The 23,170-nt window shown below is 68.6% G+C and carries 18 protein-coding genes and 1 pseudogene; 16 read left to right on the forward strand and 3 right to left on the reverse strand.

Going from position 1 to position 23,170, the window contains the following annotated elements:
* Positions 1 to 259 precede the first annotated feature (259 nt).
* From OHT21_RS36360 to OHT21_RS36430, 15 genes and pseudogenes are all read left to right on the forward strand, one after another.
* Positions 260 to 859, forward strand: coding sequence for a TIGR03086 family metal-binding protein (locus OHT21_RS36360; protein ID WP_328772512.1), 600 nt, complete (start codon positions 260 to 262; stop codon positions 857 to 859).
* Between the two features lie 343 nt (positions 860 to 1,202).
* Entirely contained in the window at positions 1,203 to 1,859 is a 657-nt protein-coding gene (locus tag OHT21_RS36365; protein WP_328772513.1) for a GntR family transcriptional regulator, read from the forward strand.
* Entirely contained in the window at positions 1,856 to 2,767 is a 912-nt protein-coding gene (locus tag OHT21_RS36370; RefSeq protein WP_328772514.1) for a dihydrodipicolinate synthase family protein, read from the forward strand. Before OHT21_RS36365 ends, OHT21_RS36370 begins: the two co-directional genes overlap by 4 nt.
* A complete protein-coding gene (gene araD, locus OHT21_RS36375; protein ID WP_328772515.1) occupies positions 2,764 to 4,524 on the forward strand; it encodes an L-arabinonate dehydratase in 1,761 nt (586 codons plus the stop codon). Before OHT21_RS36370 ends, araD begins: the two co-directional genes overlap by 4 nt.
* 133 nt (positions 4,525 to 4,657) lie before the next feature.
* Entirely contained in the window at positions 4,658 to 5,593 is a 936-nt protein-coding gene (locus OHT21_RS36380) for a carbohydrate ABC transporter permease (protein ID WP_328772516.1), read from the forward strand.
* Entirely contained in the window at positions 5,590 to 6,486 is an 897-nt protein-coding gene (locus OHT21_RS36385; RefSeq protein ID WP_443050498.1) for a carbohydrate ABC transporter permease, read from the forward strand. The genes OHT21_RS36380 and OHT21_RS36385 overlap by 4 nt, the downstream gene beginning before the upstream one ends.
* A gap of 115 nt (positions 6,487 to 6,601) precedes the next feature.
* A complete protein-coding gene (locus OHT21_RS36390) occupies positions 6,602 to 7,777 on the forward strand; it encodes a Gfo/Idh/MocA family protein (RefSeq protein WP_328772517.1) in 1,176 nt (391 codons plus the stop codon).
* Positions 7,774 to 8,616 (forward strand): PmoA family protein, encoded by an 843-nt coding sequence (locus OHT21_RS36395; protein WP_328772518.1) that lies wholly within the window; start codon positions 7,774 to 7,776, stop codon positions 8,614 to 8,616. Before OHT21_RS36390 ends, OHT21_RS36395 begins: the two co-directional genes overlap by 4 nt.
* The gene (locus tag OHT21_RS36400; protein ID WP_328772519.1) at positions 8,613 to 10,166 is read left to right on the forward strand and encodes a glycoside hydrolase family 43 protein; all 1,554 of its coding nucleotides are present in this window, start codon (positions 8,613 to 8,615) and stop codon (positions 10,164 to 10,166) included. Before OHT21_RS36395 ends, OHT21_RS36400 begins: the two co-directional genes overlap by 4 nt.
* A gap of 59 nt (positions 10,167 to 10,225) precedes the next feature.
* Positions 10,226 to 11,290, forward strand: a pseudogene (locus OHT21_RS36405) (pectate lyase family protein); the annotation flags it as partial.
* 110 nt (positions 11,291 to 11,400) lie between these two features.
* Positions 11,401 to 12,762 (forward strand): ABC transporter substrate-binding protein, encoded by a 1,362-nt coding sequence (locus OHT21_RS36410; protein ID WP_328772521.1) that lies wholly within the window; start codon positions 11,401 to 11,403, stop codon positions 12,760 to 12,762.
* A 192-nt stretch (positions 12,763 to 12,954) separates the two neighbouring features.
* Positions 12,955 to 13,755, forward strand: coding sequence for a rhamnogalacturonan acetylesterase (locus OHT21_RS36415; protein ID WP_328772522.1), 801 nt, complete (start codon positions 12,955 to 12,957; stop codon positions 13,753 to 13,755).
* Positions 13,756 to 13,964: 209 nt separating this feature from the next.
* Positions 13,965 to 15,269 (forward strand): pectate lyase family protein, encoded by a 1,305-nt coding sequence (locus OHT21_RS36420; protein WP_328772523.1) that lies wholly within the window; start codon positions 13,965 to 13,967, stop codon positions 15,267 to 15,269.
* Between the two features lie 101 nt (positions 15,270 to 15,370).
* Positions 15,371 to 16,498, forward strand: coding sequence for a pectinesterase family protein (locus tag OHT21_RS36425; protein ID WP_328772524.1), 1,128 nt, complete (start codon positions 15,371 to 15,373; stop codon positions 16,496 to 16,498).
* Positions 16,482 to 17,720, forward strand: coding sequence for a dienelactone hydrolase family protein (locus tag OHT21_RS36430; RefSeq protein WP_328772525.1), 1,239 nt, complete (start codon positions 16,482 to 16,484; stop codon positions 17,718 to 17,720). Before OHT21_RS36425 ends, OHT21_RS36430 begins: the two co-directional genes overlap by 17 nt.
* Positions 17,721 to 17,731: 11 nt before the next feature.
* On the opposite strand, the gene OHT21_RS36435 is transcribed toward OHT21_RS36430, so the two are convergent.
* Positions 17,732 to 18,235 (reverse strand): hypothetical protein, encoded by a 504-nt coding sequence (locus OHT21_RS36435; protein WP_328772526.1) that lies wholly within the window; start codon positions 18,233 to 18,235, stop codon positions 17,732 to 17,734.
* A 278-nt stretch (positions 18,236 to 18,513) separates the two neighbouring features.
* Positions 18,514 to 20,760 carry a family 43 glycosylhydrolase gene (locus OHT21_RS36440; RefSeq protein WP_328772527.1) on the reverse strand — a complete coding sequence of 749 codons (2,247 nt, stop codon included), beginning with the start codon at positions 20,758 to 20,760 and terminating at the stop codon, positions 18,514 to 18,516.
* 228 nt (positions 20,761 to 20,988) lie between these two features.
* Here OHT21_RS36440 and OHT21_RS36445 point away from each other — a divergent pair, with 228 nt between their 5' ends.
* On the forward strand, positions 20,989 to 22,146 hold the full coding sequence (locus tag OHT21_RS36445) for a right-handed parallel beta-helix repeat-containing protein (RefSeq protein WP_328772528.1): 1,158 nt from the start codon (positions 20,989 to 20,991) through the stop codon (positions 22,144 to 22,146).
* A 149-nt stretch (positions 22,147 to 22,295) separates the two neighbouring features.
* Here OHT21_RS36445 and OHT21_RS36450 read toward each other — a convergent pair whose 3' ends face one another.
* Positions 22,296 to 23,123 (reverse strand): pectate lyase, encoded by an 828-nt coding sequence (locus OHT21_RS36450; RefSeq protein ID WP_328772529.1) that lies wholly within the window; start codon positions 23,121 to 23,123, stop codon positions 22,296 to 22,298.
* Between the last annotated feature and the right edge of the window lie 47 nt (positions 23,124 to 23,170).

Consider the following 23,170-nt stretch of genomic DNA (forward strand, 5'->3'; position numbering starts at 1 on the left):
GACACCGAGCGCCCGGATATTTCGAGGATCCCGGCAGGTCGGAGGCTTGACCAGCCCCCTGAGCATGACCTCGGCAGCGGGAGCGATGACTTTTCGTACGGCCGACGGTCTACATGACAGGGCTGCTAGTCGGACCACAACCCGGCGACCAACCACGTGACCACGTGACCACGTGACCACGTGACCACGTGACCACGTGACCACGTGACCACGTGAACCCATGCATCCATGAGCCAGTGAGTCAGAAGAGGAGCCGAGCATGGCTGATACGACATCGACAACGCTTGACCTGGGGCCGCAGGCCCTCATCGTGGCGCGCCTCGCGGAGGCCGTGCGCGAGGAGCAGCTGGACGCTCCGACGCCCTGCCCGGAGTACGCCGTACGCAATCTTCTCGGTCACTTGGTCGGGCTCGCCCGGGCCTTCCGGGACGCCGGCCGAAAGGATCTGGGGCCGACGACGGACACGGATCCCGGCTCCTCCCTGCCGGACGTCACGCCCCGCTGGCGTACCGAACTCCCCGAGCTCCTCACCGAACTCGCCGAAGCCTGGCGCCACCCGGCCGCCTGGACCGGCGAGACCCGAGCGGGCGGCGTCGACCTCCCCGGCGAGATCGCGGGCCTCGTCGCCACCAACGAACTCGTCATCCACGGGTGGGACTTGGCCCAAGCCACAGGCCAGGACTACGCCCCCGACACGGCGGCCCTCCAGACGTCGCACGACTTCCTCGCCCCCGCGGCCGGCGAACCGGACAGCTCCGAAATCTTCGGCCCGCCCGTCCCCGTACCGGCCGAAGCCCCTCTGCTGGACCGCACGATCGGCCTGAGCGGCCGCGACCCGAGTTGGACGGCAAAGGCCTGACCGTCCGACCTGCACCACAACGCCTAAGTCGCCGACCTGCACCGCGAGTTACTAAGCCTCCGACCTGCACCGTAAGGGCCTGAACGGCAAGTTCCGCACCCGCCGAACGAAAGGTTCCGCACCCCTGGCCCGACCCCGCCCCCGATATCTCTTGAGCGTCAACGCGAACAACTTCTGTCAGAAGCGTTGACGAATCATCAGCGCGCTCCTACCTTCAACGCGTCGTACTTCGTACGTCATATATGAGACGCGATACGCGAGATCAGATACGCGAGATACCCGCGCGGTCCGATCCCGTGATCCGACGACACGTGAAGTGATCGATGAGATCCGAGAGGCGCGCATGACCTCTGTGCCCACCCCGATTCCGTCCCGCACGCAGTACGTGCTGGAGGGGATCAAACACCGCATCCTCACCGGGCAGTTGACGCCCGGTCAGGCCCTGGTCGAGACGGAGCTGGCCGCACAGTTCGGGGTGTCCAAGACCCCGGTGCGGGAGGCGCTGAAGACCCTGGCCGGCACGGGGCTCGTCGTGATGAACCAGTACAAGGGCGTCACGGTGCGCATGGTGGACGCGGACATGGCGCGCGAGGTGTACGACGTGCGGCTGCTCCTGGAGCCGGAGGCACTGCGCCGCTCCGTGCAGCGCGGCGCCTCCCTCGACACGGCGCGCGACGCGCTGGAACGCGCGGACGCCGCCACCGACACCGCCCAACGCTCGCTGGCCAACCGGGAGTTCCACCGCGCCCTGTACGTCCCCTGCGGCAACCCGCTGCTCGGCCGGATGCTCGACGAGGTGCGCGACCAGGCCGCCCTGGTCTCCGCGGTCGCCTGGGCCGCCAACCCCTCCTGGGAGCGGGAGGCGGGCGAGCACCGGGAGATCCTGCGGCTCGCCCTCGAGGGCGACTCGGACGGCGCGGCCCGCGCCCTGCACTCGCACATTGCGTCGTTCGTGCAACGGGCCTTCCCCGAGGCCCCGGGAGAGGGTGAGCAGCAGTGAGCAGCGCGACGTTCGAGACGGAGCGGGCGGCGCTGGCCGATGTGGTGGCGATCCCGGTGACCCCGTTCGCCGAGGACGGCTCCGTCGACCAGGACAGCCATCGCGCCCTGCTCGGCCGTCTGCTCGAGGGCGGCGTCCGCACGCTCACGCCGAACGGCAACACCGGCGAGTTCTACGCACTGAGCCCCGAAGAACGCCGCTTAGTCACGGAGTTGACCATCGACGAGGCGGGCGAGCGGGCCGTCATCGTGGTCGGCGTCGGGCACGATGTGCCGACCGCCGTCGCCTCCGCGCGGCACGCCCGCGACTGCGGGGCACAGATGGTGATGGTCCATCAGCCGGTGCATCCGTACGTCGCGCAGAGCGGCTGGGTCGACTACCACCGGGCCATCGCCGAAGCCGTCCCCGAGCTGGGCGTCGTCCCGTACATCCGCAACGCGCAACTCCTCGGCGCCCGGCTCGCCGAACTGGCCGACCACTGCCCGAACGTCATCGGCGTGAAGTACGCCGTCCCGGACGCCGCCCGCTTCGCCGCCTTCGCACGGGACGCGGGGCTGGAGCGCTTCGTCTGGGTGGCGGGGCTCGCCGAGCCGTACGCGCCCTCGTACTTCTCGGCGGGCGCGACCGGCTTCACCTCGGGTCTTGTGAACGTCGCCCCGTCCGTTTCGCTGAACATGATCGAAGCGCTTCGATCGGGCGACTACGCCGGCGCCATGAAGGTGTGGGAGCAGATCCGCCGCTTCGAGGAACTGCGCGGGGCCAACGGCTCCGCCAACAACGTGACCGTGGTCAAAGAGGCCCTGGCCTCGCTGGGCCTGTGTCGTCGCGAGGTCCGGCCGCCGAGCCACCTGCTGCCCGAGGCCGAGCGCGCCGAAGTCGCCGCCATCGCCGCGGGGTGGTCCATATGACCGACACGGGACCACAGACCGGAGCGGGCGAAACAGCCGACAGCGCAAGGAAGTTGCGCAGCCACCAGTGGTACGGCACCGAAGGCCTGCGGTCCTTCAGCCACCGCGCCCGCACCCGCCAACTCGGCTACCTCCCCGAGGAGCACCTGGGCAAGCCGGTCATCGCGATCCTCAACACGTGGAGCGACATCAACCCCTGCCACGTACACCTGCGGGATCGCGCCCAGGCGGTCAAGCGCGGCGTGTGGCAGGCAGGCGGCTTCCCCCTCGAATTCCCGGTCTCCACCCTCTCCGAGACCTTCCAGAAGCCGACCCCGATGCTCTACCGCAACATGCTCGCGATGGAGACCGAGGAACTGCTGCGGTCGTATCCGGTGGACGGTGCCGTGCTGATGGGCGGCTGCGACAAGTCGACGCCCGCGCTGCTCATGGGCGCCGCGAGCGTCGACCTGCCCGCCGTCTTCGTGCCCGCCGGGCCCATGCTGCCGGGTCACTGGCGCAATGAAGTCCTGGGCTCCGGCACCGACATGTGGAAGTACTGGGACGACAAGCGGGCCGGGCTCATCGGCGACTGCGAGATGACCGAGCTGGAGAGCGGACTCGCCCGCTCGCCCGGCCACTGCATGACCATGGGTACGGCGTCGACGCTGACGGCCGCCGCCGAGGCCCTCGGCGTCACCGTGCCGGGCGCGTCCAGCATCCCCGCCGTCGACTCCGGGCACGACCGGATGGCCGCGGCCTCCGGCCTCCGGATCGTCGAACTCGTCCGCAAGGACCGGAAGTTGTCCGACCTCCTCACCCAGGAGGCCTTCGACGACGCCGTGACCACCGTCCTGGGACTCGGCGGTTCCACCAACGCCGTCATCCATCTGATCGCGATGGCCGGGCGGGCCGGCGTACGGCTCACGCTGGACGACTTCGACCGGATCGCTCGTACGGTGCCGGTGCTGGCGAACGTACGGCCCGGCGGGCGTACGTACCTGATGGAGGACTTCCACTTCGCGGGCGGGCTGCCCGGTTTCCTGTCGCGGATCACCGATCTGCTGCATCTGGACCGGCCGACGGTGTCCTACGACAGCATGCGCGAGCAGCTCGCCTCGGCTCAGGTGCACAACGACGACGTGATCCGCCCGCGCCACAACCCGGTCGCGGACGAGGGCGGGGTCGCGGTGCTGCGCGGCAACCTGTGCCCCGACGGCGCCGTCATCAAGCACATCGCCGCCCAGCCGCATCTGCTCAAGCACACCGGTCCGGCGGTCGTCTTCGACGACTACAAGACCATGCAACGCACCATCAACGACCCGGAGTTGGGCATCACCGCCGACAGCGTGCTGGTGCTGCGCAACTCCGGTCCCAAGGGCGGCCCGGGCATGCCCGAGTACGGCATGCTGCCGATCCCCGACCACCTGCTGAAGCAGGGCGTACGGGACATGGTGCGGATCTCCGACGCCCGGATGAGCGGCACCAGTTACGGCGCGTGTGTGCTGCACGTGGCGCCGGAGTCGTACATCGGCGGACCGCTCGCGCTCGTGCGGACCGGGGACAGCATCACCCTTGACGTCGAGGCGCGAACGCTTCAACTCAACGTACCCGGCGAGGAGTTGGAGCAGCGCAGGGCGGCCTGGACGCCGCCGCCCGAGCGCTATGAGCGCGGCTACGGAGCGCTCTACAACGAACAGATCACCCAGGCCGACACCGGCTGCGACTTCGCCTTCCTGGCCAAGCCGGGCAAGGTGCCGGACCCGTACGCGGGCTGAGCGCACCACAGAAGCAACAGCGCACCCATACGCACAAGCACAGCGCACCCGACGCACCAGCACAGGGCACCACGCGCACAGCACGAGCGAGCGCGCACAGCACCACCCGCACCCCCGAGAACGGAGAACAGTCATGGCCCAAGCCGCAGCCGTGGCGAAAAAGCCCGCGCCACCCCGGCGGCGCCGCGGCTCAGCCACGCCACGCAGTCTCCCGTATCTGCTGATCGCCCCGGCGGGACTGCTGATGCTCGGCTTCATCGCCTACCCGGTGCTGAGCGTCTTCTACTACAGCCTGCAGGACTACAACCCCACCAAGCCGTGGCGGAACGGCTACGCGGGCTTCGAGAACTTCGTGCACGCCTTCACCGAGGACCCGATCTTCTGGGACACGCTGATCTTCAGCGCCAAGTGGGTCTTCGTCGAGGTGGGCCTTCAGCTGATGTTCGGTCTGGCGCTCGCGCTGATCGTCAACCAGACCTTCGTGGGACGGTCGTTGGGCCGCGCCCTGGTGTTCTCGCCGTGGGCCGTGTCCGGTGTGCTGACCTCGGCGATCTGGGTGCTGCTCTACAACTCCCAGACGGGGATCACCCGTTACCTCGCGGACATGGGCATCGGTTCGTACGGTACGAGCTGGCTGTCCGACACCTCGACGGTGTTCCCTGCCGCGATCGTCGCCGACCTGTGGCGCGGCGTGCCCTTCTTCGCGATCCTCATCCTCGCCGACCTCCAGTCCGTCTCGAAGGACTTGTACGAAGCCGCCGAGGTCGACGGGGCCAGCCGCTTCAAGCAGTTCTGGCACATCACGCTGCCGCACCTGAAGGACGCCATCATCCTGTCCACGCTGCTGCGCGCGGTGTGGGAGTTCAACAACGTCGACCTGCTCTACACCCTCACCGGCGGCGGACCCGCGGGAGCCACGACGACACTCCCGCTCTATATCGCCAACACCAGCGTCGACGCCCACAACTTCGGCTACGCGTCGGCTCTGACCACCGTGGCGTTCGTGATTCTGCTCTTCTGCTCGATCGTCTATCTGCGGCTGAGCAAGTTCGGAGGTGACGACAAGTGAGCACCACAGAGGCCACCATGACGGCTCCCGCTCCCCAGGACGAGGCTCCCGCACCGCAGCGCCCGGCCAAGCGGCGCCGCGCCTGGGACGAAGTCCCGCGCTGGCAGATCTACTTCCCCCTCGGCGCCTATCTGCTCTTCACGCTCATCCCCTTCTACTGGATCCTCCTGTTCGCCCTGCGCGAGCCCGGCTCGACCTCGCTCGTTCCCTGGCCCATGACCTTCCAGCACTTCGAGAAGGTGTGGACGGAGCGCAGCTTCGGGACCTACTTCGAGAACAGCGTGTACGTCGGCATCGCCACGCTCGTGATGACCACGCTGGTCGCGCTCGCCGGCGGCTACGCCCTCGCCCGCTTCAACTTCAAGATCAAGCGTGCCTTCATGCTGGCGCTGCTCTGCTCCCAGTTCGTGCCCGGCGCGCTGCTGCTGGTCCCGCTGTTCCAGATCTTCGCCGAGCTCCAGATGATCAACTCGCTCGGCAGCGTCATCATCGCCGAGACCGTCTTCCAGCTCCCACTGTCGATGATCCTGATCAGCGGCTTCATCCGGAACGTCCCGTACTCCCTCGAAGAGGCCGCCTGGGTCGACGGCTGCTCCCGCCTCACCGGTTTCCGGGTCATCGTCCTGCCGCTGCTGCGGCCCGGACTGATCGCCGTCGGCTCCTTCGCCTTCGTGCATTCCTGGAACCACTTCCTGTTCGCCCTGATGTTCCTCAGCAACCAGGACAAGCAGACGATCCCCGTCGGCCTCAACAGCCTGATGAGCGCCGACAGCGTCGACCTGGGCGCGCTCGCCGCGGGCGGCATCATCGCGGCCGTACCCGTCGTGATCGTCTTCGCCTTCATCCAGAAGTGGCTGATCACGGGCTTCAGCGCCGGGGCGGTGAAGGGATGAGAGGAGTACGCGCCTTGCCGCGCCATACGAGAAGAGGGCACCGCCTCCTCCAAGTCACGCTCACCTACGGGCTGTTGGCCACTCAGGCGTGCGGTGCGGGAGCGGGGAGGATCCCATGACCACACCTGTGCCGATGACTTCACCCGTGCCGATCGTCCTCGCGGGCGCGCGCGGCCACGGCCGCTGGCATCTGGCGAACATCCGCCGCCTCCAGGACAAGGGCCTCGTACGCCTCGCCGGGATCTGCGAGCTGACGCCGCTCACCGAGGAGGAGCTGGACAGCTTCGCCGACCCCGGTCAACTGCCGGAGCAGTCCGCCGACTTCGGGGCGCTGCTGGAATCCACCGGTGCCGCGATCGCCGTGATCTGCACGCCGATCCACACCCACACCGACCTGGCGCTGGTCGCCGTCGGCAAGGGCGTACACCTGCTCCTTGAGAAGCCGCCCGCGCCGTCGTACGCCGAATTCCGCCGCATGGCCGACGAGGTCGCGGCGGCCGGGGTGGTGTGCCAGATCGGGTTCCAGTCGCTCGGCTCGGGCGCCGTCCCGGCGATCCGGCAGCTGGTCGCCGAGGGCGCGATCGGCGAGGTGACCGGGATCGGGGCGGCCGGTGCCTGGGCACGCGACGAGGACTACTACCGGCGCGCACCCTGGGCCGGTCGGCGCACGCTCAACGGCGCCGACGTCGTCGACGGTGCGCTGACCAACCCCCTCGCGCACGCCGTCGCCACCGCCCTCGCGCTCGACGGCGCCACCCACGCCGAGGACATCACCGCCATCGAGACCGAACTGCTGCGCGCCAACGCCATCGAGTCCGACGACACCTCCTGCGTACGCGTCACCACAGCGTCCGGCGGCCGGATCACCATCGCCGCGACCCTCTGCGCCGAGCGGCCCGACGAGCCATACGTCCTCGTGCACGGCACCAGCGGCCGGATCACCTACTGGTACAAGCAGGACCGGGTCCTCCTCCAGCGGTCCGGGCACGGCCCCGAGGAGTTCGAGTACGGCAGGACCGACCTGCTGGAGAACCTGGTCGAGCATCTCGAAGGCCGGGCCGAGCTGCTGGTGCCACCCGACTCGACGGGCGCTTTCATGCGGGTCGTTGAATCGATTCGGCAGGCGCCCGATCCCGTCGCCCTCCCCGAGGGCGACTGGTACCTGCTGCCCGAAGAGAACCGCCGGGTCGTCCGCGGTATCGACGCGCTCGTCAGGGCCGCCGCCGACACCCTCTCCCTCTACTCCGAGCTGGGCGCCTCCTGGGCGCTCCCGAACGAGGTGAGCACATGATGTACGACTCCCTGGTCCTGCGGATCGCGGGCCGTCCCGTCGGCCGTTACATCACCCGGCCGGAACTGCCCGCCCGGCTCTCGCCGCGTCCGTATCTGCACCCGGTCACCACGCTGGCGGGCACGGCCGTCACCGAGCTGAGCCCGGTCGACCACGTCCACCACCTCGGCGTCGGTGTCGCCGTTCCCGACGTCGAGGGGCACAACTTCTGGGGCGGGCGCACCTACGTCCGCGACCAGGGCCCCACCGAGCTCGACAACCACGGCGCCCAACGGCACGCGGGCTTCCAGCTGAAGGACCCCGACGGCTTCGTGGAGGAACTGCGCTGGATGGCCGCGGGCGGCGAGCTGCTGCGCGAGCGGCGTACCGTCGCGGCCACCGAACTCACGGATACCGCCTGGGCGTTGGACTTCACCTTCTCCCTCGCCAACACGACCGACGGCCCCCTGTCGATCGGCAGCCCGGCCACGAACGGACGCCCCGGCGCGGCGTACGGCGGTTTCTTCTGGCGCGCCCGCAAGGAGGCCGAGGCGCCCGCCGTGTTCACCCACGACACCGAGGGCGAGGACGCGGTCCACGGCGAGCGCGCCGACTGGCTCGCCCTCGCGGGCGCCAACTGGACCCTGGTGTTCGCCGGCGCCACCGAACAGACCCGCCGCGACCCGTGGTTCGTGCGCACCGCCGAGTACCCGGGCGTCGGCTCGTCCCTCGCCCACGACGAGCGCCTCCCGATCGCGGCGGGCGACACCGTCGTACGCCGCATCGTCACCGTCGTCGCCGACGGCCGCCTGGACCGGGGCGAGGCGGCGGCGCTCGTCCGCAAGGCGGTGAGCACATGAGCAGCCAGAGCGCACCCGCCTTCACCGCCGACCTCGGCGACGGGACGTACCGCAATCCCGTCCTGAACGCCGACTGGTCCGACCCCGACCTCATCCGGGTCGGCGACGACTACTACATGACCGCCTCCAGCTTCGGCCGTGCCCCCGGCCTGCCGCTGCTGCACTCCCGCGACCTGGTCAACTGGACGCTCGTCGGACACGCACTCCAACTCCTCGAACCAGCAAAGGAGTTCAGGACACCCCGGCACGACTGCGGAGTGTGGGCGCCGTCCCTGCGGCATCACGACGACCGGTTCTGGATCTTCTGGGGTGACCCCGACCACGGCATCTACCAGATCAACGCCCCCGAGATACGCGGCCCCTGGACCCGCCCCCACCTCCTCAAGGAGGGCAAGGGTCTCATCGACCCCTGCCCCCTGTGGGACGAGGAGACCGGCGAGGCGTACCTCGTGCACGCCTGGGCCAAGTCCCGCTCCGGCATCAAGAACCGGCTCACCGGCCACAGCATGCGGCCCGACGCCACCGGCCTGCTCGACGAGGGCAAGGTGATCGTCGACGGCGACCGCATCCCCGGCTGGTTCACCCTCGAAGGGCCGAAGCTGTACCGGCACGACGGCTGGTTCTGGATCTTCGCACCCGCCGGGGGAGTGACCACCGGCTGGCAGGGCGCCTTCCGCTCACGCGGCTTCTTCGGGCCGTACGAGGAGCGGATCGTCCTTGAGCAGGGCGACACCGACGTCAACGGCCCCCACCAGGGCGGCTGGGTGCGCACCCCGTCCGGCGAGCACTGGTTCGTCCACTTCCAGGAGAAGGGCGCGTACGGGAGGGTCGTCCACCTGCAGCCGATGCGCTGGGGTACGGACGGCTGGCCCGTACTGGGTGACGAGGGCGCCCCCGTCGACGTACACAAGAAACCCGACCTGCCGCCGCAGCCGCCGTCCGCGCCCGCCACCGACGACGACTTCCCCGGCGGACGCTTCGGACGCCAGTGGCAGTGGACCGCCAACCCCCAGGACGGCTGGGCGACTTGGCACGCGGGCGACGGGCTGCGGCTGAACTGCGTACGGCCGGCCGACGCGGACGATCTGCGCAAGCTGCCGAACGTCCTCACCCAGCGGCTGCCGGGGACCCCCGCCACCGTCGAGGTCGAACTCGCCCTGTCCGGCGAGGCGGTGGGTGCGCGGGCCGGACTCGCCGTGCTCGGCGACGCGTTCAGCTGGATCGGGCTCCAGCGGGGCGCCGACGGGACGGTGCATCTCGTGCACCGGTTCGCCGAGACGGTCGCCGAGAGGGAGCGCGACGCGGCGCATCCGCGGATCGCTCCCGAGGGGCGGGCGCGGCTGCGGATCGAGATCGGCGAAGGGGCACGCTGCCGCTTCTTCTGCGACGTGGGGGAAGGGTGGCAGCCCTCCGGGCCGGTCTTCACCGCCACGCCGTGGCGCTGGGTCGGCGCGCTGCTCGGCCTGTTCGCACTCGCGTCGGCCGGCGGGGGACATGCCGGCGCGGCCACGTTCACGCAGTTCCGCATCACCGCACGACTGACTTCCTGAACTCACCTCACGACCGACTTCCTGAACTCACCTCACGCGTACGCCTGTTGGGAGCCGCTATGACGCACCTCCGTAGCAAGCGCTTGCCGGGACCGGAGCCGGGGTCGAGACCGGGCCTCGGCAAGGCCCTGGTCACGGTCGCCGCCCTGGTGGCCTCACTGGGGCTGGGAGCCTTCACCCCGGCCGAAGCGGCCCCCGAGGGTGCTTCGGGGGCCCCTCGCTGGACCGAGAAGGCCCACGGATTCGCCTCCCTCGCGGGCGGTACGAAGGGAGGCGCCGGCGGCAAGGTCGTCACCGTGAAAACCCAGGCCGACCTGGAGCGTTACGCGGCGGCCGAGGAGCCGTACGTCATCCGGGTCGCCGGGACGATCAAGGCCGAGCCGTTCGGCGCGAACGTCGTCGTCGCCTCGAACAAGACCATCGTCGGCGTGGGCACGGCGGGGGAGCTCGTCCAAGGCGAGCTGAACCTCAAACCCGGCACCCACAACGTGATCATCCGCAACCTGACGATCCGCGACTCGTACGTCGAGGGCAACTGGGACTGCAAGGACACCGACTTCGACGGCATCCAGATGGACACCGTTCACCACGTCTGGATCGACCACAACCGCTTCTCGCGGATCTGCGACGGCCAGCTCGACGTACGCAAGGACAGCGAGTACGTCACCGTCTCCTACAACCGCTTCGAGAACAACAACAAGACCTTCGGCATCGGCTGGACGGAGAACGCCAAGACGCAGATCACCATCGACCACAACTGGTTCAGCGGTACGAAGCAGCGCAATCCCTCCGCCGACAACTGCGCCTACGCGCACCTCTACAACAATTACCTCACCGCACAGGCCGACCCCGGTGACCCGGTGTGGACGTACGGCAACTGGTCGCGCGGACAGACCAAGATGGTCATCGAGAACAGCTACTACCGGGACGTCCAGCACCCCTACCAGGCCGATACCACCGCCGAGTTGGTGCAGCGCGGATCGATCCTGAAGAACACCAGCGGGCGGCACGACGCGTGGGGCGCGGCCTTCGAACCGCGGGACTTCTACGAGTACGAGCTCCACCCGGCCGCCGCCGTACCCGCCCTGGTGAAGAAACTCGCCGGACCACAGCCCCGGATCGGCCGATGAGAGCCCGGCAACCGAACGCGATGCCCACGGTCACCACATCCGTGTGCCCACAAACCCCCACAACTTCACAGCTCGACGGATCCAGCAGCAGAAGAGAGCCGACCATGAAAATCAGTAACCGCAACAGCAGCAGGGGCGGACGGCGTATCGCCACGGCCGCCGCCGTGAGCGTCGTGCTCGCGCTGACCGCCACCGCCTGTGGCGACGACGGCAGCGGAGCGGCAGGTGACAAGGGCGCCGAGGGCAGCGGCAAGGGAAAGATCACCTTCTGGGACAACAACGGCGGTGTCCGCACCGACATCTGGAAGGAGATCATCGCCGACTTCGAGAAGGCCAACCCGGACATCGACGTCGAGTACGTCGGGATCGCCGCCACCGAGTACCAGTCCAAGGTCGACACGGCGATCCAGGGCGGCAGCCTGCCGGACGTCGGCGGCGCCGGCGCGGCGATGCTCGCCGGCTTCGCCGCCCAGAACGCGCTGGAGCCGCTGGACGACCGCCTCTCCAAGTCCTCCCTCAACGGCAAGCTCAACGAGGACATGGTCAAGTCGCTGAAGGCGGCCGGGGGCGACGACGACAAGCTGTACTCGATCCCGACCTCCGCCAACAACGGTGTCCTCTACTACCGCACCGACCTGTTCAAGGCGGCGGGCCTGGAAGCGCCGACCACCTGGGACGCCTTCTACAAGGCCGCCGAGGAACTCACCGACACCAAGAACAACAAGTTCGGCTACACCATCCGCGGCGGCCCCGGCTCCATCGCGCAGGCTCTGGACGCGATGTACGGGCAGTCCGGCATCACGTCCTTCTGGGACTCCAGCGGTGAGAAGACCACCGTCAACGACCCGAAGAACGTGGAGGCGTTGGAGAAGTACGTCGGCCTCTACAAGAAGGTCACTCCGGCCGCCGACCTCAACAACGACTTCACCAAGATGGTCGCCCAGTGGGACTCCGGCGAGATCGGCATGCTGAACCACAACCTGGGCTCCTACCAGGACCACGTGAAGGCGCTCGGCGTCGACAAGTTCCGGGGCATCCCGCAGCCGATCGGGCCCGGCGGCAAGCGGGTCCAGGTCTCCAACCCGGTCGACGGGCTCGGCCTGTTCAAGAGCTCGAAGAACAAGGAGGCCGCCTGGAAGTTCATCGAGTTCGCCACCTCGCACGCGGAGAACTCCAAGTTCAACAAGTCCGCGGGGCAGGTCCCGGCCAACACCGACGCCGCGAAGGACCCGTGGGTCTCCGAGGCCGAGCCGACCAAGCTGGCTGCCGAGGCGCTCAGTGACGGGTCGACGACGATCGTTCAGCTGCCGTACTACCTGCCGGACTGGAACACGATCTCCAAGACCGACAATGAGCCGGCCTTCCAGAAGGTCATGAACGGGTCGATGGGGGCGAAGGAGTTCCTGGACACGTTGGCCGATCAGCTGAACACGGCTCAGGCGGAGTGGAACGAACAGAAGGGCTGACGTTCCGCGAAAAGGCTCCGGGGCTGGGCGGTTGTTCGACCGCGGGCCGGTGGGGGCTGATCGCGCCCCGCGGCGGAGCCGCACATGTCACAGCCCCGCGCCCCTGACGGGGCGCGGGGGTCGCCCCCCTCACTTTGAAAGGCACCGCTGAACGCAGTTATCCCGCACGCCTGTTGAGAAAGGCACACCGTCGTGTCGCTCAGTCGTAGACAGGTCAGTACGGCGGCTGTTGTCGCCGTTCCGCTCGCCGTTGCCGCGAGCGGGCCCGCCGTTGCCGCCACGTCATCCCGTGGTGCGAGGCGGACCCTCTTCATCGCCGGTGACTCCACCGCCGCTCAGAAGTACTCCGACGCCGCTCCCGAGACCGGGTGGGGCATGGCCCTCCCGTTCTTTCTGCGGCGTGACCTACCGGTCGCCAACCATGCGGTGAACGGGCGGAGTTCGAAGAGCTTTGTCGACGAGGGGCGTCTCGACGTCATCCTCGGGGCTATTCGGCCCGGCGACCTGCTCCTCGTGCAGTTCGGGCACAACGACTCGAAGGCCGCCGATCCTGTGCGGTACACCGAGCCGTGGACTACGTACCAGGACTATCTGCGCCTGTACGTCGATGGGGCGCGGGCCCGAGGTGCTCGGCCCGTCCTCGCCACGCCCGTCGAGCGTCGGAGGTTCGACGCGAGCGGGAATGCCGTGACGAGTCACGGCGACTATCCCGCGGCCATGCGTGCGCTCGCCGAGCGGGAGCGCGTGGCGCTGCTCGACCTTCATGCCCTGTCGCTGGCGTTGTGGCAGAAGCTCGGGGTCGAGGAGACGAAGAAGTACTTCAACTGGACCGAGACCGAGCAGGACAACACGCACTTCAATCCTCCGGGGGCGGTTGCCGTTGCCCGGCTGGTGGCGGGGGAGTTGCTGCACCGGCGGGTGCTTGCGCCGCGGGACGTTCGTCGCTTGGGCGACGAGGTTCCCTCGGCCTGGATCACTTGGCCGCAGGCGTAGGCCCTTCGCTGTAAGGCAGGTCCACTGTGGCCGGTTTGTTGGCCGCGGGCCCGTTGTGGCTGGTCGCCCCCCCACTCTCGACTTCGCTCGAGCGGGGGGACCCCCATCGCGGCGGAGCCGCAAATGTCACAGCCCCGCGCCCCTAACGGGGCCACGGCCCCTCATAAAGACACCTCAACACCAATCTCCGCTCGAAAGGGACCCGCACCATGCGCACCCGTAACTGGCATGCCCATGCCATCACAGCCGTCATCGGTTGTACCGCCCTCGTCCTCTCCGTCACCGGCCCCACCGCCCAAGCCAAGCCCCGCGACTTCGCGCGCGAGACCCTCGCCGCCGGGGACGGGTGGGGGTCGGAGGGTGCCGGCACTACCGGTGGAGCCGCCGCCGACGCCGAGCACGTCTACACCGTCACCACCTGGGCGGAGTTCAAGCAGGCGCTCGCCGACGGAGGCAACGCGCCGAAGATCATCAAGGTCAAGGGGATGATCGACGCCGTCTCCGAGGGCTGTGAGGCCTTCGTCGCCCAGGGGTACGACCTTCAGCAGTACCTGAAGGACTACGACCCTGCCGTCTGGGGCAACGACAGACCCGCCAGCGGCCCGCAGGAGGACGCACGGGTCGCTTCCGCCGCCAACCAGAACTCGCAGATCAAGGCCTTCATCCCCAGCAACACCACCATCGTCGGCGTCGGCAAGAACTCCGGGATCCTCGGCGGCAGCCTGCAGATCTTCGGCGTCTCGAACGTCATCATGCGCAACCTCACCATCGAGGCCCCGCTCGACTGCTTCCCGAAGTGGGACCCGACCGACGACGACAACACCGGCAACTGGAACTCCGAGTACGACGCCGTGGTCGTCTACGGCACCGACCATGTGTGGCTGGACCACAACACGTTCACCGACGGGCGCTACCCCGACAGCGAGCGGCCGGTCTACTTCGGCAAGGTCTTCCAGCAGCACGACGGGCTGACGGACATCGTGCGCGGCTCCAACCACGTGACCGTGTCCTGGAACCGCTACCAGGACCACGACAAGAACATGCTGATCGGGAACAGCGACAGCACCGCCGCCCTCGACTCCGGCAAGCTCAAGGTCACCATGCACCACAACCGCTTCGACGGGATCCTCCAGCGCTCTCCCCGGGTGCGGTTCGGACAGGTCGACGTCTACAACAACCACTACGTGGTGACCGAGGAGCAGCAGGACGACTACTACGTCTTCGGCGTCGGCATCTCCTCGCAGCTCTACGCCACCCACAACTCCCTCTCGCTGCCGCCCGGCGCCGGCGTCGGCAAGGCGCTGAAGAAGTGGAGCGAGGCCCCGCTGACGGCCGAGCACAACTACGTCAACGGGAAGCTGACGGATCTGATCGCCGTCCACAACGCGGAGATCCCCGAGGAGACGCTGCAGCGGGGCGCCGGCTGGACGCCGACGCTGCGCAAGAAGGTCGACTCGCCGCGGGCCGTTCCGTGGATCGTCGGCCACGGCGCCGGTGCGGGACGCATCCGCTGACATTCCCGAAAAGCCGGCCGGGGCCACCCGCACCGCGCCCTCACCGCGCGGTGCGCCGCCCCGGCCCGCCCCGCACGAGCCGCACAGAGAAGGAGCACAGCATGCCCGCGCCTCACCTCCAACTTCCCTTGTCCAGAAGGGGCTTCCTCCTTGCGGCCACCGGAACGGGCGCCGCCCTCGCCCTCGCGACGGCTCCCGCTCGGGCCGACGGCAGAGAGCGCCCGTTCGGCCGGTACGGGTCACCGGCCGCCCGCCGCACCCCGAAGACCCTGTACGTCGACCCGCGCGGCCAGGGCGACTTCACCTCCGTACAGGCCGCCGTGACTGCCGCGACCGGCAGCGGCTGGACGCTGGTCCTGGCACCCGGCACCTACCGGGAGACGGTCGCCGTCGACCGCACCCGGACGGAGACGACCTGGATCGGCGCCTCGGAGGACCCCCGCGATGTCGTGATCGTGTACGACAACGCGGCCGGCACGCCCAAGCCCGGCGGCGGCACCTACGGCACCAGCGGGTCCGCCACCACCACCGTGCAGGCCGACGGGTTCACCGCGCGGGACATCACCTTCGCCAACGACTGGCTTCGCGCCGAGCATCCTGAGATCACCGGCACCCAGGCCGTCGCCATCAAGGTGCAGGGCGACCGCTCGGCGTTCTGGCGGTGCCGGTTCCTCGGGCACCAGGACACGCTGTACGCCGACTCGATGGCGCTCGGCACCTTCGCCCGGCAGTACTTCGCGCACTGTTACGCCGAGGGTGACGTCGACTTCGTCTTCGGGCGGGCGACCGCCGTGTACGAACACTGCCGCTTCCACACGCTGGCCCGGGACGTCGACTTCACGCCCAAGGGCATGGTGTTCGCGCCGTCCACGGCCGGTGCCAACCCGTACGGGTACCTGGCCGTGAAGTGCCGTATCACCAGCGGCGCGGAGGACGGGGCGTACAAGCTGGCCCGGCCCTGGGTGCCGAGTTCCGACACCACGGCGCGGCCTTCCCTCGTGGTGCGCGACACGTGGATGGGCCCGGGCATCGACGCGGCCGCGCCCTACACCAATATGTCCTCCGGCTTCCCCTGGCAGGACCAGCGGTTCGCCGAGTACCGCAACACGGGGCCCGGCGCGGAGGTCCTGGTTCCGGAAAACCGGCCTCAACTGGCTGCGGACCAAGCTGAGTTGCACACCCGCGAGACGTACCTCGGGGACTGGAGGCCGTGTGGGCGGCGGCGGTGACCGGGCACAGGCTCCCGTCGGGAGGCGGGCCTTCGTCGCGGGAGCGGGCGCCGCGCTGTGGGCCGCGCAGTCCGGTATGCCGGGGCCTGCCGTCGCCGCCGAGCCAGCAGCCGGCGCGGCGGCGGTGACGGGCACAGCGGGGACGGGCGCGGCAGGAGGCATCGTCGAAGGGAACCTTCCCGACTTCTACCCGGCCCTCAAGGACGAGCTCCGCTTCCCCCTCGCCTGGGGCAACTCCCCGATCCGCGACTTCCGCACCTGGCGCCGCGTCGCCCGCGCCAAGGTGGAGGAACTGCTCGTCGCCGGTCGCGACGACACCCCGTACGCCCCCGAGTTCGGCGATCGCGCCGAGGCCGACGGGTATACGCGCGAACTCGTCACCTTCGGCCTCACCCGGTACGGCCGGGTCCGTGGCGCCCTGCTCACCCCGCACGGCACCGGCCCCTTCCCCGCCGTCCTGCTCCTCCACGACCACGGCTCGAAGTTCGACATCGGGAAGGAGAAGCTGGTCAGGCCCTGGTACGACGGGGAGGCCCGGTTGCCGTCCGCGCTGGAGTGGGCGGACCGGTGCTTCAGCGGGCGGTTCGTCGGGGACGAGCTGGCCCGGCGGGGGTACGTCGTCCTCGTCCTGGACGCCCTCGGTTGGGGCGACCGCGGGCCTCTCGCCTACGAGCAACAGCAGGCGCTGGCAAGCAACTTGTACAACCTCGGCTCGTCGCCCGCCGGGCTCATGGCCCGCGAGGACGTACGCGCCGCCGGTTTCCTGGCCGGTCTCGACCGGGTGGACCGGCGGCGCGTCGCGGCCCTCGGGTTCTCCATGGGGGCGTACCGGGCGTGGCAGACGGCCGCGCTCAGCGACGACGTCGCGGCCGGGGTGAGCGTGTGCTGGATGACCGGGCTGAAGGAAATGATGGTGCCGGGCAACAACACGTTGCGTGGGCAGTCCGCGTTTCACATGCTGCACCCCGGGCTGGCCCGGCATCTCGACATACCGGATGTGGCGAGCATCGCCGCACCGAAGCCGTTGCTGTTCTTCAACGGCGGCCTCGACACGCTGTTTCCTCCGGAAGGCGTGCGGGTGGCTTACGGCAAGCTGCGCTCCGTTTGGCGCGCTTGCCGGGCCGAGTCGCGGTTGCGGCTGAAGACGTGGCCCGAGGTGGGCCACGTCTTCAACTCGCGTATGCAGGATGAGGTTTACGCCTGGCTGGACGAGGTCCTGTGAGACCTGCGGAGCTACTTCGTACTGAACTTCAGTACGGCGCTGTCCTTGCGGGCCGCGATGGCGTCGACGATGATCCGCTTGTCGCCCGCTGTGGGGAACGTGGCTTGCCCGCCCTCGCCGAAGGTCACATAGCCCAGGAAGTCCCCGGAATCGAAGCGCATGAGGGTGACCGTGGATACCGCCACGCTCACGTGCAGATACCCGTCGCCGATCACGACGTCCACCGGCTTGGTGACAAGGATTTCGCAGTTCCCGTCCGTGCACGCTCCGACGTTCTTGCCGTCCTTGGCCTTGGGCAGCGGGCCGGTCGGGGACGGGCTCGGGGACGTGGGCTCAGCGGACTTGGAGGGCTCAGCCGACTTGGACGACCTGGACGGCTTGGAGGACTGAGAGGTGCTGGGTGACGGCTTGGCCTCGGATGTGTCCGTGTCCTTGTCCTCGTCCGACGCACAACCGCCGACGGCCAGTACGCCCACGACCACCACCGCCGCGAAGCGCATCACTCGTACAGGCATGTCCATCCGGTCCCGCCCTCGTCGTCGACGTTCGACGAGCACGGTAGACCGTCCCTGCGGGGACCCCTCCCGACCCCCGCGCCGGGGTCGACCCGACGAAGCTCCGCTGGAGGGGTCGCTTGCAAGCTGCAGGTCTGTTGTGGCTGGTCGCGCCCCGCGGCGGAGCCGCATATGTCGCAGCCCCGCGCCCCTGAAGGGCGCGTCCCGAACCGTGACTTCGGTGGGCCACGCCCCGTGCTATCGGGGCGTGGCCCACGTCAGCGGCCAGACTCAGTCGGCTACTTCCGTACCGGTTTGATCGACTCAAGCGTCGGTACCACCGGCTTGATCGTGCCGTCCGCCGCGAACTCCATGCGGTCGATCGTCGTCTCGCGGTGCGTGCCGTCGCCGCCTGCCTTGCCGGGGCCGTTCAGGGCGAAGCGGTGGTAGACCATGTACCAGTTGTCCGTGCCGGGGGTTCTCACCACCGAGTGGTGGCCGGTGGCCTTGATGCCGTACTCGGGGCGCTTGGAGAGGATCGTGCCCTTCTTGGTCCAGGGGCCGAGCGGGGACGGGCCGGTGGCGTACGCGACGTGGTAGTTCTCGCTGCGGGTGTCGTCCTCGGACCACATGTAGTAGTAGGTGCCCTTGCGCTTGATCACGAAGGCGCCCTCGCGGAAGTTGTCCGGGGTGATGTCCTTCACCTTGGTCGCGTCGAAGGACACCATGTCGTCGTTCAGCGGGACGACATAGCCGCGCCCGTTGCCCCAATAGAGGTACGACTTGCCGTCGTCGTCCGTGTAGACCGAGGGGTCGATCATCTGGCCCTGGAGCTGCCCGCCCTTGGCGACCAGAGGCTTGCCCAGCGCGTCCTTGAACGGGCCGGCGGGGGAGTCCGCGACCGCGACGCCGATCTGCTGCTCGGCGCAGAAGTAGAAGTAGTACTTGCCGTTGCGCTCCGCTATCGCCGGTGCCCAGGCGTTCTTGTCGGCCCAGGACACGTCAGGGCCCAGGTCGAGGATCTCGCCGTGGTCCTTCCAGTGCACCAAGTCCTTTGATGAGAAGGCCTTGAACTTGGTGCCGCTCCAGCCGGGGAAGCCGTCCGTCGTCGGGTAGATCCAGTAGCGGCCGTTCATGTACTTGACGTCGGGGTCCGCGTAGAGGCCGGGCAGGACGGGACTGCGGGTCGGGACGGCCTCGACCGTCCAGGTGCGCTTCGTCCCGTCCGCCGCCGTCACGGTGTACGTCTGCGGCTTGCGGAAGTCGCGGCGCGTGCCCGAGGCCGGGCTGACCTTGGCCCCCGCGCCGACCGCCAGCTTCGGCGCCAGGCGCCTGACGTCGGCGTTCGGCTCCATCGGCAGGACGACCTTGTTCGCGGACTCCGTGACGATCGCGTACCCCTCCTGGTCCCTCGCCGTCACGTCGACGATCGAGGTGGGGCTTTCGGGATACGCGGCAAGCAGGCGGTCGTACTCCTTCTGCGTTACCGGCATGACCGTGCCGTGGCGCGGGCTGGTGGGCAGCTGGTAGTTCTGCGACGGGGTCCACTTGCCCGAGTCGAGGTCGGTGGTCTCGAAGGGGATGTAGCCGCGGCCGCCGTACTCGTCGATGAACAGGTACCACTTGTTCTCGGTGTTGGACTTGAAGACCGTCGGGCCCTCGCCGCGGTCCATCGCCCCGTTGCCGATGCAGTCCGCGACGAAGTCGTACTTCGTGGAGGTCAGCGTCCGCGACTTCTCCCCGGTGATGAACTTCGCGCAGGGGCTGGAGGAGTTCGGGTCGCGCTCGTCCTTGGTGTAGCGGTAGTACGTGCCCTTGTGCTGCACGACGGTTGAGTCGATGACCGAGTAGCCGGGGTCGTTCCAGACCTTGGGCTTGCTGAAGGTGCGGAAGTCCTTCGTGGTCGCGTACATCATTTTGTTGTACGTCGAGCCCGTGTGGTCCGGGTCGTCGGCGGCGTACAGCTTCGAGGCCCAGAAGACGACGAACTCGCCGAGCTTCTCGTCCCAATAGGCCTCAGGGGCCCAGGTGTTGCCCGCGTTGTCGGGGGAGACCTTCACCAGGCGCTGGTCGGTCCAGTTCACCAGGTCTGTGGACTCCCAGACCATGATGGACTTGCTGCCGTGGCGCTGGACGTCGTCCCAACTGCCGCTGCTGTTCTCGTACATGCGCAGATCGGTCGCGATCATGTAGAACTTGTCGCCCTTGGGGGCGCGGATCACGAATGGGTCCCGTAGACCCTTCTCACCGATGGTGGAGGTGAGCACCGGCTTTCCGGCGTTCAGCTCCCGCCAGTGCAGCGGGTCGTTGCCGCGGCTGAGGGCGTAGCGGATCTGCTCGCCGTCGGCGGTGCCTTCACCGGTGAAGTACGCGAAGAGATAGCCCGCGTACTTCGACTTGGACTTCTGCGTGGCTCTCTCCGCGCTCTTGTTGACGGGCTGTTCTGCGGTTTGTGCGGGACTGGGTGGGGCTGCCAGGAGGCTCAGGAACAGGGCGAGCAGCGCTGACAGGGAGGTCAGGAGCGTGCGGGCGGTGCGGGGGCGCATGGCACATCCTGTGGGAGTCTGGTGGTTTCTGTTGGGCCGAACTGACCTGGAGTTTCACCAGTGGGGCTCGGGGCGTCAATCGGTGCGACATGGACCGGAGTGATCGAAACTTTCGATTCATTTTCGGTTCGGCGCGGCAACCTTTTCCGGCCATGGCGGCGACTTATTGGGCAGAGGCGGGCTTCCCGGCCCGCCCCTCGTCCCCAACTCCCAGGAAAGGAACGCCCCGTGCTCCAGAGCACTGGACGCCACCGCCGGACGCGCACCCTCTCCATTGCCGCCGCGGTGTCCGTCGCCTCGGGGGCGGGTGGCGTCTACCTCGGCCTCTCGGACGACGGAGCCGACGCCGCCCCCGTCAGGACGGTCGTCGTCTCCAGCACCGCTCAGCTCGAAGCCGCCGTCAAGGCCGCCACGCCCGGCACCACCATCCAGGTGCGCGGCGGCACGTACTACCCGACGAAGACCCTCAAGTCCTCGGCGAACGGAACCAGTTCGGCCCGTATCACCTTGCAAGCCGCTCCTGGGGCGAAGGTGAAGATCGACGGCTCGAAGCTGCCCGACGGCTCTTGGCTCGCCGGGATCTACGGCGACCACTGGACCGTCGAGAACCTCACCTGGCAGAACGCGCCGGCCCATGGCTTCGTCGCCACCTCCTCCGCCGGCGGAGTGTTCAGGAACCTCGTCACCGCGAACAACGGCGACTCCGGCTTCACACTGCGCGGCGACGGCACCACGAACAACCTCGTGCAGAACCTGGACAGTTACGGCAACTACGACCCGTCCGGACACGGCCAGAACGCCGACGGGATCGCCGTGAAGTTCGGCTCCGGCACCGGCAACAAGATCACCGGCGCCCGCCTCTACAACAACTCGGATGACGGTCTCGACTTCTGGCAGTTCTCCAGCCCCGTCACCGTCGAGCACTCCTGGGCCTTCGGAAACGGCGAGAACCGCTGGAAGGACCCGGCCTTCGAGGGCAACGGCAACGGCTTCAAGCTCGGCGGCGGAGGCGCCTCGGTCGCCCACGTCGTCACCCACAACGCGGCCTGGAACAACACGAAGCACGGCTTCACCGAGAACTCCAACACCGGTGCCATGAGCCTGAACCGCAACACCGCCTACGCCAACGCCGGTTCGGGCTACTACTTCGCCACCGGCAAGGCCCGGCTCGGCAAGAACCTCGCGGTGAGCAACAAGGGCGGCACGTCCAAGCTCGGCCCGTCCACCGTTTCCGCGGGCAACAACTGGGACAAGGGCATCGCCGCCCCGGCCCTCAAGTCCACCAACGCGTCCACCGCGTACGGCGCCCGCAAGGAGGACGGCTCGCTGCCCGCGACGACATTCCTGACGGCGGGCTCCACCACCATCGGTTCCACCATGAACTGATCCTCCCGCTCCCCCCACGGGCCCATCCCCCCACGGCCCATGAGAACGCCCCCGCCGAGACCTCCCAAGTCCGGCGGGGGCGTTCTCCTTGCTACTGGCCGTCGTGGGGGGGGGCTCGGGCCAGCAGATCTGTGTGGTCCGCGGAGGACCTACTTGTAGGTGATGTCGGACGGCTTGTAGTTGCAGTGCGTGCCGTCGGCGTCCGAGCCCGCCTCCTCCGGCTCGTCACCGCTGTTGTTGCCCTTGAACTTCTGGCACGGCACGATCTCCTTGCCGCCGTCGCCGGTGATGGTCACCTTGCGCAGGGCCGCGGAGTCGCCGTAGTTGCTGTTGATGCCGGCCAGACGCCCGCCCGGAGCAGTCACCTCCAGGCTGTTGAAGATCACGCTGCGCTTGTACTGCGTCGAGCAGTTGCCGCAGGAGCGGTAGAGGCTCTTGAAGTCCTCCGCCACGAAGTCCGAGACGACGAGCTTGCCGCCGCCGTTGTGCTGGAGGACCTTGTCCTCGGCGTGCTTCGCACCGCCGCCCTTGATGGTGAAGGTGGCCGACTCGCCGCCGCGGAACGTGGCGGCGTCCTCGCCGACGTCCTCCCACCAGACGTTCTGCAGCGTGCAGGAGCCCTTGCAGTGGACGCCGTCGGCGCCGGGCTTGCCGATGACGACGTTCTTCAGCGTCGCGCCGTCCGCGAGCTCGAAGATCGGGTCTCCGCCCTCCTCCTGACCGTCACCGGCCAGGTCGCCGCTGCCGTAGAAGCGCTTCATGCCGCCGTCCTTGACGCCCTCCACCGGGATCGTCTTGGAGACCGCCTCGCTGCCGTCGGGGGTCGGCCACTGGGCCGCGGCATTGGCCGACGACATCATCGTGGTGGTGAGGACGGCCGCTCCGGTCAGGCCTAACGCGGACAGGCTGCCGACGATGGCCTGTGTCCGGCTGAGCTTGCGGCGATGGCGTGCGCGCTGCTGTGTTTCTGAACTCATGTCCCGTTCCTTGAGTGGGGGGAGAGACCTTGCGTCTCCCTGGTTGC

This window comes from Streptomyces sp. NBC_00286, from assembly GCF_036173125.1.
Lineage (GTDB): Bacteria > Actinomycetota > Actinomycetes > Streptomycetales > Streptomycetaceae > Streptomyces.